This window comes from Stenotrophomonas sp. TWI602 (assembly GCF_039674045.1).
In the GTDB taxonomy this organism is placed as follows: Bacteria; Pseudomonadota; Gammaproteobacteria; order Xanthomonadales; family Xanthomonadaceae; genus Stenotrophomonas.
Map to the genome: position 1 here is coordinate 1 of NZ_JBDJMT010000039.1, position 16,819 is coordinate 16,819.

Below are 16,819 nucleotides of genomic sequence, written 5' to 3' on the forward strand. Positions count from 1 at the left end.
CATCTTTTGTGTAAAAACCCTCCCGTTGCGCCCCCCGGGTGGGGGGGCTCTTTGTGCCGCCCCCCCCCCCCGGGTGGGCTCTACCGGTTACACCGCCGACGTTGGCCGGTTACACCGCCGCCGATCACCGGTGATACCACGGCCAACGAGACCCGGTGCCATGAAGAAGCGCCGCCCCTGGGGGCGGCGCTTCAAACCGGCTTATTCGCCGATGTGCTGCTTCAACCAGCCGTTGACAGTGTCGTGCCACTGCACGCTGTTCTGCGGCTTGAGCACCCAGTGGTTCTCATCCGGGAAGTACAGGAACTTGGATTCGATACCCTGGCGCTGCGCAGCGGTGAACGCGGCCAGGCCCTGCTCCACCGGAATGCGGTAGTCGAGCTGGCCGTGCACGATCAGGATCGGCTTCTTCCAGTCGGCCACATGGTTGACCGGGTTGAACTTCTCATAGTTGGCCGCCTTCTCGTATGGCGTGCCACCCTGCTCCCACTCGGTGAACCACAGCTCTTCGGTGGCGTAGCCCATCATGCGCTGGTCGAACACGCCGTCATGATTGACCAGGCACTTCCACGGCTCGTTCCAGTTGCCGGCGATCCAGTTGACCATGAAGCCGCCGTAGCTGGCGCCCAGGGCACACGCCTTGTCACCGTTGAGGAACGGGTACTGCTTCTGTGCCGCGGCCCAGCCCTTCTGCAGGTCTTCCAGCGGGCGGTCGCCCCAGTGCTGGCTGATCGCATCGGTGAAGGCCTGGCCGTAGCCGGTGGAGCCGTGGAAGTCGATCATGACTACCGCGTAGCCCTGGCCGGCGTAGGTCTGCGGGTTCCAGCGGTAGCTCCAGCCGTTGCCGAAGCTGCCCTGCGGGCCACCGTGGATCAGGAACGCGACCGGGTAACTCTTGCCTTCCTGGTAGTTGTACGGCTTGACCACGTAACCGTGCACGGTCTCGTTGTTCCAGCCCTTGAACTGGAACTGCTCGTAATCGCCGAAGGCGACGTCGGGCAGCATCTCACCGGCGCTCGGGGTGATCTCGCGCGGGTTGGCACCATCGAAGGCGGCCACGATGATCTGATCGCCGCTCTTCAGACTGTTCTTCGTATACGCCAGCGTGGTGCCGGCGATCACCGGCGAGCCGATGCTGCCGCCGTCGGCCACCACTTCAGCGGTGCCGGTGGCGATATCGACGCCGAACAGGCGGTGCTCGCCCATGTCGTCGGCGCTGGTGTAGATCAGCGTGCCGTCACCGGACAGCACGATCTCGCCGGCCGAACGATCCCACTTGGGTGCGATCTCGCGGGTCTTGCCGGTGGCCACGTCCATGGCCATCAGGCCGAAGCGGTCCGCTTCGAAGCCCGGGCGCTTCATGGCGCGGTAGTACAGGGTCTTGCCGTCGGCGCTGAACACCGGGCCGGCATCCCAGGCCGGGTTGGCCGCGGTCAGGTTGACCGGGGCCTGCTTGCCCTCGGCATCCAGACGGTACAGATCGAAATTGGTCGACCACGGCTCCTGCTTGCCGGCCACGCGGATCGCGGCGACCACGCTCTTGCCATCCGGCGACCAGGTGAAGTCGTCATTGCCGCCGAACGGCTTGGACGGCGCATCGCCGGCCAGCGTCGCGCTGATCGCCGAAGCACCCTTCACCGCGGCGGCCTTGCCTGCCGGCAGCGGCGCCACGAACAGCGTATTGCGGCGGCCATCGGCCCAGGTATCCCAATGGCGCACGAACAGGTTATCGAACACCTCACCGGTGTTCTTGCGCGCCTTGTGCGCGTCCAGCTTCTTGCTGGTGCACGCCAGGTCCGAACCGCAGTCCTGGAACACGCCGCTGCTGAAGGCCACGCGGTCGCCCTGCGGGGAGACGTGGAAGCTGTCCACATCGACGGGGAAGTCGGTCATCTGGCGCGGCGTGCCGCCGGTGGTCGGCTGCGCGTAGAGCTGCTGGCTGCCGTTCTTGGCGCTCAGGAAGTACACCGTCTGGCCATCGGCCGACAGCGCTGCGGAATTGACGTTCCAACCGGCCGGAGTCAGCGGCTTGGGCGGGGCCAGGTCACGCGTGCGCAGGTTGCGGATGTACAGGCCGGTGCTGGCCTTGCTGTCGGTACCGACCACGCGCTTGGCGAAGATCACGTTGCCGCCATCGGCGGTGAGCAGCGGGCTGGAGACCCGATCCAGCGCGATCATGTCGCGCACATCCAGGCCACGCGTGGCCGCCAGCGAGGGCATCGCGGTCAGCAGGCACAACGGCAGCAGGGCGTAACGAAGTTTCATCGGGGTCTCCGCGGAACGGCAAAACGCCGATGGTAGGGCCGAGGGGTGGCCCATGCAAAGGCCATCGGTCATGCCGTGCCCTGGGCGCTCCAGAAACGACAAACCCCGCCGGAGCGGGGTTTGTCGTGACGCACAGCGGGGTCGCTGGTTAGACCGAACCCACCGCGCGTTTGCCGGTGCGGTAGATCAACCAGCCGACCAGGAACAGTACGGCCAGCCCGATCCACTGCGCGCCCGGCAGGTGGAACGGCAGCGCCAGCACGTCGGCGCGGCTGCTGATCACGATCGGTACTGCGATCGCGATACCCATCAGGGCTTCACCGGTGATCAGGCCGGCGGCGAACAGCACGCCCGGCTTGTGCACGCGGTCGCGGCCTTCTTCATCGTCGCCGCGGATCTTGTGGAAACGCTCCACCAGGTAGGCGATCAGGCCGCCCAGGAAGATCGGCACCATCAGCTCCAGCGGCAGGTAGATACCGATCGCCGCGGCCAGCACCGGCACGCGGAAACGGGCGTTGCGCGCCTTCAGCCAGCTGTCGAAGGCGATGATCGCCGCGCCGACCACGGCACCGATGCCGATGAAGGTCCACGGCAGCTCGCCGCCGAACAGGCCCTTGGCCACCGAGGCCATCAGGTTCGCCTGCGGTGCGGCCAGCGCGTTGGGATGCAGCTCGGACTTCACGCCGATGCCGTAGGCGGTGGCCAGCAGGTTCAGTACCGGCGCCATGATCAGCGCGCACGAGAACGCGCCGATGCCCAGCATCAGCTGCTGCTTCCACGGGGTGGCACCGACGATGTAACCGGCCTTGAGATCCTGCAGGTTGTCGCCACCGACCGCGGCCGCACAGCACACCACCGCACCGATCATGATCGCGGCCACCGCACCCAGCGGGGCGCCGCCCACGCCGACCGGGGTCAGGCCGTCCTTGCCGAGCAGCAGCACCAGCACCGCCGAGGCGAACAGGATGGTGGAGATGGTGATGCCCGAGACCGGGTTGTTGGAGGAGCCGATCAGGCCGGCCAGGTAGGCCGACACCGAGACGAACAGGAAGCCGGCTACGATCATGATGAGCGTCATCGGGATCGAGACGTGCCACTGGCCCACGATGGCCTGGTACAGCGCCAACAGCGGCAGGGTGAACACCACCAGGGCCACCAGCATCCACTTCATGGGCAGGTCGCGCTCGGTGTGCGCCAGCGCCGGGCCACCGCTCTTGCGGGCCGCGGCAAAGCCACTCTTGACGCCATTGAGCAGCGACTTGCGCAGCGAGATCAGGGTCCACACGCCACCGATCAGCATCGCGCCCACGCCCAGGTAACGCATCTTCGCGCCCCAGATGGCGAAGGCGGCCTCGGTGGAGCTGGCCGTGGCGATCGAGGCCGCCAGGGCCGGATCGGTGTTCATGAAGAACATCTGGTACAGCGGAATGGCGATATGCCAGGTCAGGATCGAGCCGGACACCACCACGATGCCGACATTCAGGCCGACGATGTAACCCACGCCCAGCAGCGCCGGGGACAGGTTGGTGCCGATGAAGGCGGTGATCTTCGAGCTGCCCACGTAGGCCGAGGTGGCCCAGGCATCCGGAATCAGGCGCAGGCCGCTTTCGGCGGCCAGCTTCACGAAGGCGCCGATCACCGCCGACACAGCCAGGATCTTCAGGCCCGGGCCGGGGTTTTCACCGGCCTTGAGCACTTCGGCGGCCGCCTTGCCTTCCGGGAACGGCAGCGGATCTTCGACGATCATCGAACGGCGCAGCGGTACCGAGAACAGCACGCCCAGCAGGCCACCCAGGCCGGCGATGCCCAGCACCCACCAGTACTTGAAGTCCGGCCAGTAGCCCATGATCACCAGCGCGGGAATCGTGAAGATCACGCCGGCGGCGATCGACGAGCCGGCCGAAGCACCGGTCTGGACGATGTTGTTTTCAAGGATGGTGCCACCGCCGAGCAGGCGCAGCACGCCCATGGAGATGACGGCCGCGGGAATCGCGGTGGCGATGGTCAGGCCTGCGAACAGACCGAGGTAGGCGTTGGCGGCCGACAGAATCACCGCCAGCACGATGGCAAGCACCACCGCGCGGAAAGTGAGCTGGCGTGGCGCAGCGTCGTTGTTCATGGAAGCCCCTGCTGGCAAAAAATCCCTGCCACGCTAGCGTTCATGTACGGGCAAGTCCAGTAGTGCCGGCCGCCGGCCGGCAACCCCGCACCACCTGATCGAGGCCCCTGTTGACCTACGCGGGCCGCCGCCGCTGCGACACGCCGGACTCGGCAACGTCCAAGGCCGGGACCATCCACTTTAGTTATGTTATATCCTATCGCGCCGAGCAACCGGCGCTGCTGTGACGCATTCCCCCACCTCCCGCCTGACCTCCATCGACCAGCTGCGCGGCACCGTCATTGTGCTGATGCTGCTCGACCACGTGCGCGAAACCTTCTACATGCACCAGCAGGTCGGCGACCCCATGGTGGTGGACCAGGTCGAGCCGGCGCTGTTCGTCAGCCGGCTGCTGGCGCATCTGTGTGCCCCGGTGTTCGTGCTGCTGACCGGCCTGTCGGCCTGGTTGTACGCCAGTGGCAAGCCGGATGGGCGCCGGGCCGCGTCGGCTTTCCTGCTCAAGCGCGGCCTGTTCCTGGTGGTGCTGGAGCTGCTGGTGGTCAACTTCGCGTGGACGCTGCAGTTCCCGCCCAGCGTGATGTACCTGCAGGTGATCTGGGCGATCGGCATCAGCATGATCGCGCTGGCCGGGCTGTTGTGGCTGCCACGCGGCGCACTGGCGGTGCTGGCGCTGGCCGTGATCGCCGGGCACAACCTGCTCGATGGCGTCCGCGTGCAGGGCGACGGGGTGCTGGCCGTGCTGTGGAAGGTGCTGCACCAGCGCGACTGGATCACCGTGACCGACGGGCTGCGCCTGCGCACCTCCTACCCGGTGCTGCCGTGGATCGGCGTCATTGCACTGGGCTGGGTGATCGGCCCGTGGTTCGCGCGCGGCGGCGATGCCCTCCTGCGCCAGCGTCGCCTGTGGATGGCCGGCGCCGGTGCGCTGCTGGCGTTCGTCATCCTGCGGGCGGTGAACCTCTACGGCGACAGCCCGTGGCAGTCCTTCGCCACACTGGGCAGCACGCTGATGAGCGTCTTCAACGTCACCAAGTACCCGCCCTCGCTCCTGTTCCTGCTGCTGACCCTGGGCATCGGCCTGCTGTTGCTGCGCCTGTACGAGCAGCCGCGCGTGGCACGGGCGCTGGCGCCACTGGCCGACATCGGCGCAGCACCGATGTTCTTCTACCTGCTGCACCTGTACGTGCTGAAGCTGCTGTACGTGCTGGCCGAAGCACGCTGGGGGCACACCCACGGCGCGTATGTCGCCGTGGACCACGTGGCGAGCCTGTGGGTGATCACCGTGGTGCTGGCACTGGCGCTGTACTGGCCGACCAGAGCGTTCGCGCGCTTCAAGGCGCGTCGGCGGGATCTGGCGTGGCTTCGCTATCTGTAAGCGCGCGATGCCGGGATGGTGAGGCTGCCGGCCAGCGGCCGGCACTACTAGAGCGTACCGGCCGGCACTACTGGAGCGTAGCGGCCGGCACTACGACAATGGAGCGGCCGACACCACGACGGCGGAGCGGCCAGACACGGCACGGCTGACCCTTCGCCCCGGGCCTATACTCGCCCCCTTGTCCGCCCTGCCCGATCCCTCGATGACCGCAGCCGCCCTGCCCGCCGCCGCAACCTCCACCCCCACCGACGACTTCCTCGGCCATCCCAAGGGCGTCTACATCTGCTTCTTCACCGAGATGTGGGAGCGGTTCTCGTTCTACGGGATGAAGGCGCTGCTGCTGCTGTATCTCACCAAGTACCACCTGTTCGGCGACAAGGCCGGCCTGGATCTGCTCGGCGCGTACGGTGGCCTGGTCTACTGCATCCCGGTCTTCGGCGGCCTGCTCGCCGACCGCTGGCTGGGCATGCGCAAGGCGGTGGTGTTCGGCGGCGTGCTGCTGGTGCTCGGGCATCTGGGCATGGCCTTCGAAGGTCACGCAGCGGTCCGCGTCGATGGCGCGGTGGTCCGCGATGACGCCGCGCTGGGCATCACCTACCTGTCGCTGGCCCTGATCATCATGGGCGTGGGCTTCCTCAAGCCGAACATCTCCACCATCGTCGGCAAGCTGTACCCGGAAAACGATCCGCGTCGCGATTCGGGCTTTTCGCTGTTCTACGCCGGCATCAACCTGGGCGCGCTGTTTGCCTCGCTGGTGTGCGGCTTCCTCGGCGAAGCCTATGGCTGGAAGTACGGCTTCGGCGCGGCCGGTATCGGCATGGTGATCGGCCTGGGCATGTTCCTGTGGGGCCAGAAGTACCTGCAGGGCCACGCCGAACCGTCCGACCTGCCGGCACTGCGCCAACGCGTGCTCGGCATCCGCCGCGAATGGCTGATCTATGCGGTGGCCGTGCTGGGCGTGGTGCCGGTCGCCGCGCTGATGTGGGCCGCGGCCAATGGCGCGTTCGCGCTCGGCGGTGAAATCAGCCTGGCGCTGATGTTGATGATCGTGGTGCTGGGTGGCGTGCTGGTCTGGTTCGCCTGGTTCACCGGCACCCGCTGCACGCCGGTGCAGCGCCAGCAGATGATCGCGCTGATGGCGCTGATCTTCATGGCACTGGTGTTCTTCACCCTGTACGAGCAGACCTACGGCTCGTGGGTGACCTTCACCGATCGCCTGCTGACCAAGGACCTGGTGCCGTCGCTGGTGATCCAGGGCGGCACGCCGCTGCCGTGGTCGATCGCCTCGCTGCTGTTGGCACCGCTGGGCTTCGTGGTGGCCGCGCGCCTGTCGGAGCGAAACCCGGGTTCGTCCGCGCCGCGCAACCTGTTCATCGCCATTGTGGCCGCGATGCTGGTGATGCTGATCCGCGACTGCCTGGTGATCCCGCAGACGGCCGGCTCGCTGACCTACCTCGGCGGCCTGTTCCTGGTGGTGCTCGCCCCGCTGTTCGCGATGCTGTGGGCGTGGCTGGACCGTCGCCGCATGGACCCGTCCAAGCCCATCAAATCCTCGATCGGGCTGATCTTCGCTGCGCTGTCGTTCGTGCCGTTGGCATTGGCCGCCCAACACGTGGGTGCAACCGGACAGATGGCCAGCGTGTGGTGGCTGGTGCTGGCGTATCTGATCCTTGAGATCGGCGAAATGTGCCTGTCACCGGTCGGTCTGTCCGCCGTTACTCAGCTGGCCGCGCCGCGCGTGGTCAGCCTGATGATGGGCACCTGGTTCCTGGCCACCGCGTTCTCCGAAACGCTGGCCGCGCTGTTCGGCAAGCTCGCCGCGATCGAGGTGCCGGAAGGCCAGACCATGGATATCGCCAGCGCCGCCGCCAGCTACGAACACCTGTTCTGGCTGCTGATGTGGATCGGACTGGGCTGCGCCGCCGTCGCGCTGATCTGCTCGCCGCTGCTGAAGCGGATGATGCACGGGGTGAAGTAAGTCCGCGCCGTTTGCACAGACGACAACGGCACCTTCCGGTGCCGTTGTCGTTGAGGCGGGGTGGATGCCGCGCCGTACTCAGGGTTGGGCTGGCGTCGACGCCGAGGCGGTCTGGCCGCCCAGGCTGTTGGACAGGAACGCCAGCAGCTTGGTGTAGTACTCGCGGCGGTGCGGATCGGTGTAGAAGCCGTGGCCTTCGGTAGGGTAGTACAGCGCTTCCACAGGCACGCCGGCTTTCCTCAACGCCGCTTCCATCCGCCTGGTGTGCTGGATCGGCGCGCGTTCGTCTTCGCCACCGGCAGCGAGGAATACCGGCACCTTGATGCGGTCGGCCAGATTCACCGGCGATACCGCCGCCAGTTGCTGCCGGTCACCGATCCATTCCTTGAGATAGTTTTCGCCGGAGCCACGCCGCTGGATGTCGCCGGTGGTGAACATGATCGGCAGGTCATAGACACCGACATACCCGGCCGCACAACGGTACAGGCCGGGCTCTTTGGCAGCGCCCATCATCGCCGCGTAGCCGCCATAACTGGCGCCATAGATGCAGATCCGCGAGGCGTCGGCGATTCCCTCGCTGATGGCCCAGCGGGTTGCATCGGTGAGATCGTCCTGCATGGTGCCGCCCCACTCGCGGGCGCCTGCGGATCGATGGGCGCGCCCGTAATTGCCCGATCCACGGAAGTTGATCTGCAGCACCGCATAACCCGCGTCAGCGAGCATCTGGCTGACCGGGTCGTAGCCGCCGGTATCGAACGGACCGTAAGGCCCCCCGTGCGGGATCACCACCATCGGCTGCCTGGTGGCATTGCCTTTACCCGGCACCGTCAGGTAGCCGTGCAGGGCAAGCCCATCACGCGCTTTGAGCGCCACCGGGCGCACGACGGCCGTCGCGGCCGGGTCGATCCAGCTGCTGCGGCTGATGACGTGGTCGGCCTTCTTTGCCTCATTGTCGAAGATGTAGAAGTCGCCCGGGTTGCGACCCGACCACGCCTCAACCATCAGCTGCCTGCCATCACGGGTGCTGGAGGTGATGAACACCGCATCACCACCAAATGCGGCCTCCAGGCTGCGATACAGACGGGCATCGGGGCCCTGTTCGTCGAAGAAGCGGGTGCGCGGCGTGTCACCCAGGTACAGCGCCCCCACCGGGATGGATGTGCCCGGCCGATAGATGTACTTGTGCACATCCACCACCGGATCGCGGAGCACGAGCTTGCGCTCTTCGGTCACCGGGTCCCAGGACACGATGGCATCCGGCCCCTGCGGCATCTCGGTATTGAAGTACGCCAGCCGGCCATCTTCGGAAAAACCAATCGCAGTTTCGATACGCCCGTTCAGTGCTTCATCGTTGACGAGCTTCCAGGTCGTGCCCGACCCTTCGCGGTAGTACAGCTTGTTGACGTTGTCGGTTCCCGCGCCATGCGCGAAACGCACCTGGCCCTGGTTGTCGGTGACGAAATCGGCGCGACGCACGGGCGAGCGCGCCACGGTCTGACGGCGGCCGGTGGTGACATCGAGCCGATCGGCACGGGTGAACGGGTCATCGTTGAACGGCCAGATCGTGACCAGCACGTTGCGGTCGTCCGCGGGCAGGTCATCAGCGAGGAACGCCGCCACCGCCTCCACTTTTTTCTGCTGGATGCGGGTACCCGGGCCGTTTCCCTGCACGCGGTAGCCGACCAGCAGTTCGCCGCGCCCGCCGTTGGCGTTCATGGCATACAGTTCACCGGTCATTCGAGGCTGGTCCAGGGAACCATGCTTTTCGGCCAGGCCGATCAGCACGCGCTCTCCACTGACCCAGTCGAAATGGTTGGCGTGATTGTTCCTGGGTGGCACAAACGAGCCCACCACCTCACCCCCGTCTCTGCGCAGAATCGCCAAGGCCGTCCGATCTTCCATCGGCACTGTCGCTGCGTAGTAGTCGCCGTTCGGCGAAATCTTGATATCGGTGAAGGCATCCCGGCGCAGGTAGCGCTCCAGATCCACCGCGCCGGCGTGGCCCGTGATGGCCAGCAATACCAGCAGTCCCAACCTTTGTACGTGCTTCATCCTTTCCCCCTGCTGCATCGGACCTCATGTCCGGGATCGCGATTCTAGGCGGAAGATCGAGCTGCCAACCAGAGGGATATTCGTGCTGATGCAAAAAAAATGGCACCGCGAACGGTGCCATTTCCAGGACCTGCATCGAGGAGAGAGTTCAATGCATGCCGCGGAACGCGAGGCTGAGCGCCAGGATCGACAGGATCACCGCGATGGTGCCGTCGAGGATGCGCCAGGTCTTGGGCTTGGTGAACAGCGGGGCCAGCAGGCGCGCGCCCAGGCCCTGGGCGGTCAGCCACAGGCAGCTGGCGGTGAACACGCCGGCGGCGAACGCCATGCGCGCATTGCCGAAGTTCTCGGCGATACCGCCGATGACCATCATGTCCAGCCAGAAATGCGGATTGATCAGCGAGAAGCCGACCGCCGAGATCAGCACCGCGCGGCGCGAGGTGCTGTCGCCATCGTCCACATGCATGCCGCCGCCACCGGCCAGCGCGCGCCGCGCCGACTGCCAGGCGTACCAGGCCAGGAAGGCGACACCGCCCCACAGCACCACGGTGGTGAGCCACGGCAGCGCCTGGGTCAGCGTGCGCAGGCCCGCCACGCTGGCGAAGATGAAGATGCCATCGATGGCGGCGCAGGTCGCCACCACGGGAATGATGTGCTTGCGCAGGATGCCCTGGCGCAGGATGAACGCGCTCTGCGCGCCGACCACCGCGAACAGGCCGATGCCGGTTGCGGCACCACTGAGCCACGCGCTCAGCCCGGCGCCGCCGGAAAGGATGGAAAACATGGGATACCACCTGTGTCTTGCTGGGGGGCGGTGCCTCGCCAAGGCGTACAGCACCGGATGGCGCGTATTGTCGCGCCGCAACATTAAAAAGTAGAGCTAAACTTACTTAACCATCTTTAGCGGAACTTAAGATCATGCGCATCGACCATGCCCAGCTCCGCGCCTTGGCGGCGGTGATCCGCGAAGGCAGCTTCGACCGTGCCGCGCAGTCGCTCAATGTCACTGCCTCGGCGGTCTCCCAGCGGGTCAAGGCACTGGAGGACCGGGTCGGCCGCCTGCTGGTCAAGCGCTCGTCCCCGGCGGTGGCCACCACCGAGGGTCAGGTGCTGGTCCAGCTGGCCGAGCAGACCGCCCTGCTGGAGCACGACGCGCTGCACCGGATGGGCATCGCCGATGAGGACCTGCCCCATGCCAGCATTCCGGTGGCGGTCAACCACGACAGCCTGGAAACCTGGTTCCCCGAGGCGGCCCTGCAGTTCGCACGGCAGACCGGCACCACGCTGGACCTGCGCTCGGAAGACCAGGACCACACCGTGGCCCTGCTCCGGCAAGGGGCCGTGCTGGGCGCGGTGACCACGCTGGATGAGCCGGTGCAGGGCTGCCAGATCCATGCGCTGGGCAGCATCCGCTATGCCGCCACCTGCACCCCGGCCTTCCATGAGCAGCACTTCGCCAAGGGCGTCAACGCGCAGTCGCTGGCCCAGGCCCCGGTGCTGGTGTTCAACCGCAAGGACGACATGCAGGCCCGGTTCGCCCGCCGCCTGGCCGGCAACGACCTGCCGCTGACCGCGCCGACCTGGTGGATTCCCTCCACCCGCGCCTTCGTCCAGGCCAACCTCGGTGGCCTCGGCTGGACCATGAACCCGTTGCCGCTGGTCAAACGCCACCTGGACGCCGGCCGGCTGGTGCACATGAAGCAGCGCGCGTGGGAAGACGTGCCGCTGTACTGGCAGCACTGGAAGGGCGATGTGCAGACGATGGCGCTGCTGACCCGGGCGGTGCTGGCCGCCTCGGCGACGCTGGTGCGCAAGAAGCGATAGCCCTGGACCGGTGGCGCCAACCGGTGGTCGGCTGTCGTACCGGGGCCGCATGCAGCCCTACACGACCTGACGACCCGCCCCGTTGCAGCATCGGCGCATTCCAGCCGCGGGCACGTCGATGGACACCGATCCGGTCTACCTGCACATCCGCGTGGTGCTCAGCATCATCCTCGGCCTGAGCATCACCACCCTGCTGCGCGGGCTGGCGGGGATCATCGAGCACCCCCAGCGCCGCGGCTGGTCGTGGATCCACCTGTGCTGGGTGGTCTGGGCGCTGATCTCGGTGGTGACCTTCTGGTGGTGGGAGTTCCGGCTGGGCGAGGTCCGGCAGTGGACGTTCGAGCTGTATCTGTTCGTGATCGCCTACTGCGCCGCGTGGTACCTGCTGTGCGTGCTGCTGTTTCCGGACGATGTGCGCGAGTTCGGCAGCTATGAGAACTATCTGCTGCAGCGGCGCGGTGGCTTCTTCGGAATGCTGGCGCTGGTCACGCTGCTGGATCTGGTCGATACCGCCATCAAGGGGCACAGCCGCTGGCAGATGCTCGGCGATGCCTACTGGGTCCACACGGTGGTGATGCTGGCCATTGCCGGGCTGGGCATGGCCCTGCGCCAGCGCCGCGCCCATCTGGCCCTGGCCCTGATAGCGCTGGCCTATCAAGCCAGCTATTTCCTCGTTGAATACTTCACCTTGGCCAGCGACTGACCCGGTCTGGCACACCCACCGGATGCTGCGTTGCACCAAATCCGTACCGGAAAGGGCTAAAATTGCCTCCAAGGTACCGCTGTGACGCCCGTCTTCACGGGCGTTCCCGGCAGCGGCGGCATCCTTCCCATGTCTCCCTACCTGAGATCCCCATGAAAAAACTAGCGAAGGTCGTCCTCGGCCTGTTCGTGGTGTTGCTGTTGGCAGCGGCACTGTTCCTGTACTGGCCGCTGCATCAGCGTTCGGTCCCGGCTGCCGGCAACGACAAGCCGGTCGACGTCGTCCTGGTCGGCGGCGGCATCATGAGCATCACGCTCGCCACCTTCCTGCAGGAGTTGCAGCCCGACTGGAACATCCAGGTCTATGAACGCCTGGACGGGGTTGCGCTGGAAAGCTCGGACGGCTGGAACAACGCCGGCACCGGCCATTCCGCGTTCGCCGAGTTGAACTACACCCCCGAGCTGCCGGACGGCAGCATCGAGACCAAGCGTGCGGTCGGCATCGCCGAGCAGTTCGAGATCTCGCGCCAGTTCTGGTCGCACCAGATCCGCGAAGGCCGCCTGAGCCAGCCCAGCGATTTCATCAACCCGACCCCGCACATGAGCTTCGTCTGGGGGGATGAGAACATCGCTTACCTGCACAAGCGTCAGCAGGCGCTGGTCAAGAACCCGCTGTTCTACGGCATGCAGTACTCCGAGGATCCCGCGCAGATCACGCAGTGGGCGCCGCTGTTGATGGAAGGCCGCGATCCGAAGCAGAAGGTCGCCGCCACCTGGATGCCGCTGGGCACCGACGTGAACTTCGGCGTGATCACCCGCCAGCTGACCGCGGGCCTGGAACGCAGCCCGAACTTCAAGCTGCACCTCAACCATGAAGTGCGCGCCCTGCGCCAGAACGATGACAAGAGCTGGAACGTGACCGTCAAGGACCTGAAGTCCGACACCGAGACCACGGTCAAGTCGCGCTTCGTGTTCATCGGGGCCGGCGGCGCCGCGCTCAAGCTGCTGCAGCTGTCGGGCATTCCGGAATCGAAGAACTACGCCGGCTTCCCGGTCGGTGGCCAGTTCCTGGCCTTCCAGGACCCGGCGATCGCCAACCGGCATTCGGTGAAGGCCTACGGCATGGCCGAAACCGGCTCGCCGCCGATGTCGGTGCCGCACCTGGATGCGCGCAAGCTGGATGGCAAGCCGGTGGTGCTGTTCGGGCCGTTCGCGCTGTACAGCACCAAGTTCCTCAAGCATGGCTCGTGGTTCGACCTGTACTCCTCGGTCAACCACAACAACGTGGCCGGCATGATGGGCGTGGGCCTGGAGAATCTGGACCTGGTGAAGTACCTGATGGGCCAGGCACGTCTGAACGATGACGACCGCCAGGCCGAACTGGTCAAGTATTTTCCCCACGCCAAGCGCGAGGACTGGAAACTGGTGACCGCCGGTCAGCGCGTGCAGATCATCAAGAAGGACCCGGAAAAGGGCTCGATCCTGCAGTTCGGTACCGAGATCGTGACCGACCAGGACCACACCCTGGCCGCCCTGCTCGGCGCCTCGCCGGGTGCCTCGACCTCGCCGCCGATCATGCTGGACCTGCTCAAGAAAGCCTTCCCGGAGCAGATGGCGGCGGGCTGGGAAGTGCGCCTGAAGGAAATCGTGCCGTCGTATGGCCGCAAGCTCAATGACAGCCCGGCGCTGACCAATGAGATCCGCCGCCTGACCAGCGAAACCCTGAAGCTGCCGTACCTGGAGGTGCCGGTCGAGACCAGCCCGGCGGTCATGCTGACCCCGCCGCCGGCCCCCAAGCCGGCCGAGGCCAAGCGCAACGCCAACGAAGAACTGCAGGCGCTGTAAGCCTGCTCCGGCGAGGCCTTCGGGCCTCCGCCACGGTTTCCCTCCGGCCACCCTCGCGGTGGCCGGTTGCGTTTTTGGGGGCCAGCGCCGCCGCGCCACCGCTTTACGCCGACGCGGCCGATTGTTCAAGAATTGTAAAGCGACTGAGAACGATTTACATTTGCGCATCGCAGGGGTGTCGCTACGGAAACGGGACGGTCTCAACGGACTGCCGTCTCCCCGCAGCTGCCCGACAGCCTGCTTTCCCAGGATGGACCTACCGTGCCTGGCGCCTGCGCGCCGGCGTTGCCTGCCTGTTGCCTTCCTTCCCTACTGCCGTCCAGAGACCCCCATGTCGCTCCGCGCCCACCCGCTCCGCTCCCGCCGTGCCCCGCTGGCCCTGGCCCTGCTCTCCGCCCTCTCGCTGACCGCCCCGCAGGCCTTCGCCGATGCGCTGGCAGACGCCAGCAGCGCTGCCGATGCCAAGACGTTGGACAAGGTCAGCGTGGTGGGTGCACGGGCCGCGCCCTCGAGCACCACCCGCCTGCCGATCAGCCTGCAGGAAACCCCGCAGTCGGCGACGTCGATCGGCCTTCAGCGCCTGCAGGACGAATCGCTGTTCAGCATCAACGACGTCATGCGCAACGTCACCGGCGTGAGCGTCTCGTTCTACGACACCCAGCGCCCGCTGTATTACGCACGCGGTTTTCCCATCACCGATTTCCAGGTCGATGGCATCCCCACCTACAGCGGCTCGACCAACCAGGAATATGACACCGCGTTCTACGATCGGGTCGAAGTGATCCGCGGCGCCAACGGCCTGCTGAGCGGCGCAGGCGTGCCATCGGCGACGGTCAACCTGCTGCGCAAGCGCCCGGGCAAGGAGTTCGATGCCTCCTTCTCGGTCAGCGCCGGCAGCTGGGACTACCAGCGCATGGAAGCCGACGTGACCGCGCCGTTGACCGCTGACGGCCGTTTCCGCAGCCGAGTGGTTGCCGCCTACACCGACCGCGATCTGTATTACGACCGCTACCACGAGAACAAGATGGCCGGCATGGCCGTGCTGGAAGGTGACCTGACCGACAGCACCACGCTGACCGTCGGCTACCAGACCCAGGACAACAATCCGGTTGGCTCGACCTGGGGCACGGTGCCGTTCTTCAACAGCCAGGGCGACTTCGCCCATCTGCCGCGTTCGACCAACGTCGCGCCGAAGTGGAGCTACTGGCAGCGCGAGACCAGCACCGCTTTCGCCAACCTGGAGCAGCGCTTCGGCGAGAACTGGCTGCTGAAGATCAACACCGCCTACACCCAGGGCAACGTGCAGAACGTGCGCGTGTACGGCAGCGGCTACCCGGATCCGGCCACCGGTGCGGGCATCTTCCTACGCACCGCCGCCGGCGATTCCGAAGACACCCGCCGCAACGTGGATGCCTACCTGAGCGGCACGTTCTCCTTGTTCGGCCGCGAGCACGACCTGACCGTGGGGGGGCAGTGGGCGGATCTGGACGGCACCACCAACACCATCGCGCTGCGCTATCCCACCGATTGGGCACGTTGCGGGACCGAGCGCTGCTACTACATCCCGGATATCCGCACGTGGGATGGCGACATCTCCGAGGTGACCTACGCGCGTACCGGCGCACGCCGCGTCGCCAAGACCACGCAGAGTGGCGTCTACGTGGCCACCCGCCTGCGCCTGGCCGATCCGCTGGCCTTGATTGCCGGTGCGCGCCTGAGCCGTTGGGAAACGCTTTCCCGTTCCTACAACGCGGCCGGCGCGTACACCGGCACCAGCGGCGCTTACAAAGTGACGGATGAAGTCACGCCTTATGTGGGACTGGTGTACGACATCACCCCGCAGGTGGCGGCGTATGCCAGCTACACCGAAATCTTCAACCCGCAGAATTTCAAGGACCGCAACGAAAACCTGCTGGCACCGGTGGAAGGCTCCAATCTGGAAGCGGGCATCAAGTCGCAGTGGTTCGATGGTCGCCTGACCGCCAATGCCGCGGTGTTCGAGGCCAAGCAGGACAACTACGCGGTGCTCGACACGAGCGTGCCGGAGCGCTCGCTCAGCGACGGCAGCTCGGCTTACATCGGCATCAACGGGACCAAGGCACGCGGCTGGGAAGTGGACGTCAACGGCGAGATCCTGCCGGGCTGGACCGTCAATGCCGGCTTCACCCACGTCAAGGTCACCCGTGCCGCCACCGATCTGCTGTACGCCAACCCGGCCGAAGATCTGCTGCAGCTCAACACCCAGGTGCGGCTGCGCGGTGCCCTGGAGCGCCTGAGCGTGGGTGCCGGCGTGCAGTGGCAGAGCAAGGTGCAGGGCTACAACGTCCCCTATCCGCTCGGCGGCACGGTCACGGTGAACCAGCCGGCGTACGCGCTGGTGCAGTTCAACGCCAACTACCGCCTCAGCGACAGCTGGACGGCGACGTTGAGCGTGCGCAATGCGCTGGACAAGACCTACTGGGCCAACCTGGATTACAACAACTACGGCGAGCCGCGTTTTGTCGCGTTGAGCCTGCGCTGGAAATACTGAGGCCTGACGACATCGCTGTGTTGAACGAACGGGTCGCCTTCGGGCGGCCCGTTTTTTTTGTGGCGACCCACCGTACACAGGTAGTGCCGGCCGCTGGCCGGCTCCTCGAAGGCCAGCAGGCATCACCTT

At 66.2% G+C, this 16,819-nt stretch carries 10 protein-coding genes; 6 read left to right on the forward strand and 4 right to left on the reverse strand.

Going from position 1 to position 16,819, the window contains the following annotated elements:
- Positions 1 to 201: 201 nt before the first annotated feature.
- Together ABE483_RS18575 and ABE483_RS18580 are read right to left on the reverse strand one after the other, a co-directional pair.
- Entirely contained in the window at positions 202 to 2,265 is a 2,064-nt protein-coding gene (locus ABE483_RS18575) for a S9 family peptidase (RefSeq protein ID WP_346482163.1), read from the reverse strand.
- A 148-nt stretch (positions 2,266 to 2,413) separates the two neighbouring features.
- Complete coding sequence (locus ABE483_RS18580; RefSeq protein ID WP_346482164.1) at positions 2,414 to 4,384, reverse strand: oligopeptide transporter, OPT family; 1,971 nt, start codon at positions 4,382 to 4,384, stop codon at positions 2,414 to 2,416.
- Positions 4,385 to 4,607: 223 nt separating this feature from the next.
- Here ABE483_RS18580 and ABE483_RS18585 point away from each other — a divergent pair, with 223 nt between their 5' ends.
- Positions 4,608 to 5,759 carry a heparan-alpha-glucosaminide N-acetyltransferase domain-containing protein gene (locus ABE483_RS18585; RefSeq protein WP_313213052.1) on the forward strand — a complete coding sequence of 384 codons (1,152 nt, stop codon included), beginning with the start codon at positions 4,608 to 4,610 and terminating at the stop codon, positions 5,757 to 5,759.
- A 202-nt stretch (positions 5,760 to 5,961) separates the two neighbouring features.
- Complete coding sequence (locus ABE483_RS18590; protein ID WP_346482167.1) at positions 5,962 to 7,737, forward strand: oligopeptide:H+ symporter; 1,776 nt, start codon at positions 5,962 to 5,964, stop codon at positions 7,735 to 7,737.
- A 78-nt stretch (positions 7,738 to 7,815) separates the two neighbouring features.
- Here the strand turns inward: ABE483_RS18590 and ABE483_RS18595 are convergent, their stop codons facing one another.
- Complete coding sequence (locus tag ABE483_RS18595) at positions 7,816 to 9,789, reverse strand: S9 family peptidase (protein ID WP_346482165.1); 1,974 nt, start codon at positions 9,787 to 9,789, stop codon at positions 7,816 to 7,818.
- A 148-nt stretch (positions 9,790 to 9,937) separates the two neighbouring features.
- Positions 9,938 to 10,573 (reverse strand): LysE family transporter, encoded by a 636-nt coding sequence (locus ABE483_RS18600; RefSeq protein ID WP_121043335.1) that lies wholly within the window; start codon positions 10,571 to 10,573, stop codon positions 9,938 to 9,940.
- A gap of 134 nt (positions 10,574 to 10,707) precedes the next feature.
- Between ABE483_RS18600 and ABE483_RS18605 the strand changes: the two genes are divergently transcribed.
- From ABE483_RS18605 to ABE483_RS18620, 4 genes are all read left to right on the forward strand, one after another.
- A complete protein-coding gene (locus tag ABE483_RS18605; protein WP_259261335.1) occupies positions 10,708 to 11,613 on the forward strand; it encodes a LysR family transcriptional regulator ArgP in 906 nt (301 codons plus the stop codon).
- Positions 11,614 to 11,731: 118 nt separating this feature from the next.
- Complete coding sequence (locus ABE483_RS18610; RefSeq protein WP_313217568.1) at positions 11,732 to 12,316, forward strand: hypothetical protein; 585 nt, start codon at positions 11,732 to 11,734, stop codon at positions 12,314 to 12,316.
- A gap of 152 nt (positions 12,317 to 12,468) precedes the next feature.
- Positions 12,469 to 14,160 (forward strand): malate dehydrogenase (quinone), encoded by a 1,692-nt coding sequence (mqo, locus tag ABE483_RS18615; RefSeq protein ID WP_346482166.1) that lies wholly within the window; start codon positions 12,469 to 12,471, stop codon positions 14,158 to 14,160.
- 331 nt (positions 14,161 to 14,491) lie between these two features.
- Positions 14,492 to 16,690, forward strand: coding sequence for a TonB-dependent siderophore receptor (locus ABE483_RS18620; protein ID WP_346466331.1), 2,199 nt, complete (start codon positions 14,492 to 14,494; stop codon positions 16,688 to 16,690).
- Positions 16,691 to 16,819: the final 129 nt, after the last annotated feature.

Coding starts and splice junctions, on each gene's coding strand:
- ABE483_RS18575 (WP_346482163.1), bottom strand. CDS start 2,265: ATGAAACTTCGTTACGCCCTGCTGCCGTTGTGCCTGCTGACCGCGATG.
- ABE483_RS18580 (WP_346482164.1), bottom strand. CDS start 4,384: ATGAACAACGACGCTGCGCCACGCCAGCTCACTTTCCGCGCGGTGGTG.
- ABE483_RS18590 (WP_346482167.1), top strand. CDS start 5,962: ATGACCGCAGCCGCCCTGCCCGCCGCCGCAACCTCCACCCCCACCGAC.
- ABE483_RS18595 (WP_346482165.1), bottom strand. CDS start 9,789: ATGAAGCACGTACAAAGGTTGGGACTGCTGGTATTGCTGGCCATCACG.
- ABE483_RS18600 (WP_121043335.1), bottom strand. CDS start 10,573: ATGTTTTCCATCCTTTCCGGCGGCGCCGGGCTGAGCGCGTGGCTCAGT.
- ABE483_RS18605 (WP_259261335.1), top strand. CDS start 10,708: ATGCGCATCGACCATGCCCAGCTCCGCGCCTTGGCGGCGGTGATCCGC.
- ABE483_RS18610 (WP_313217568.1), top strand. CDS start 11,732: ATGGACACCGATCCGGTCTACCTGCACATCCGCGTGGTGCTCAGCATC.
- mqo (WP_346482166.1), top strand. CDS start 12,469: ATGAAAAAACTAGCGAAGGTCGTCCTCGGCCTGTTCGTGGTGTTGCTG.
- ABE483_RS18620 (WP_346466331.1), top strand. CDS start 14,492: ATGTCGCTCCGCGCCCACCCGCTCCGCTCCCGCCGTGCCCCGCTGGCC.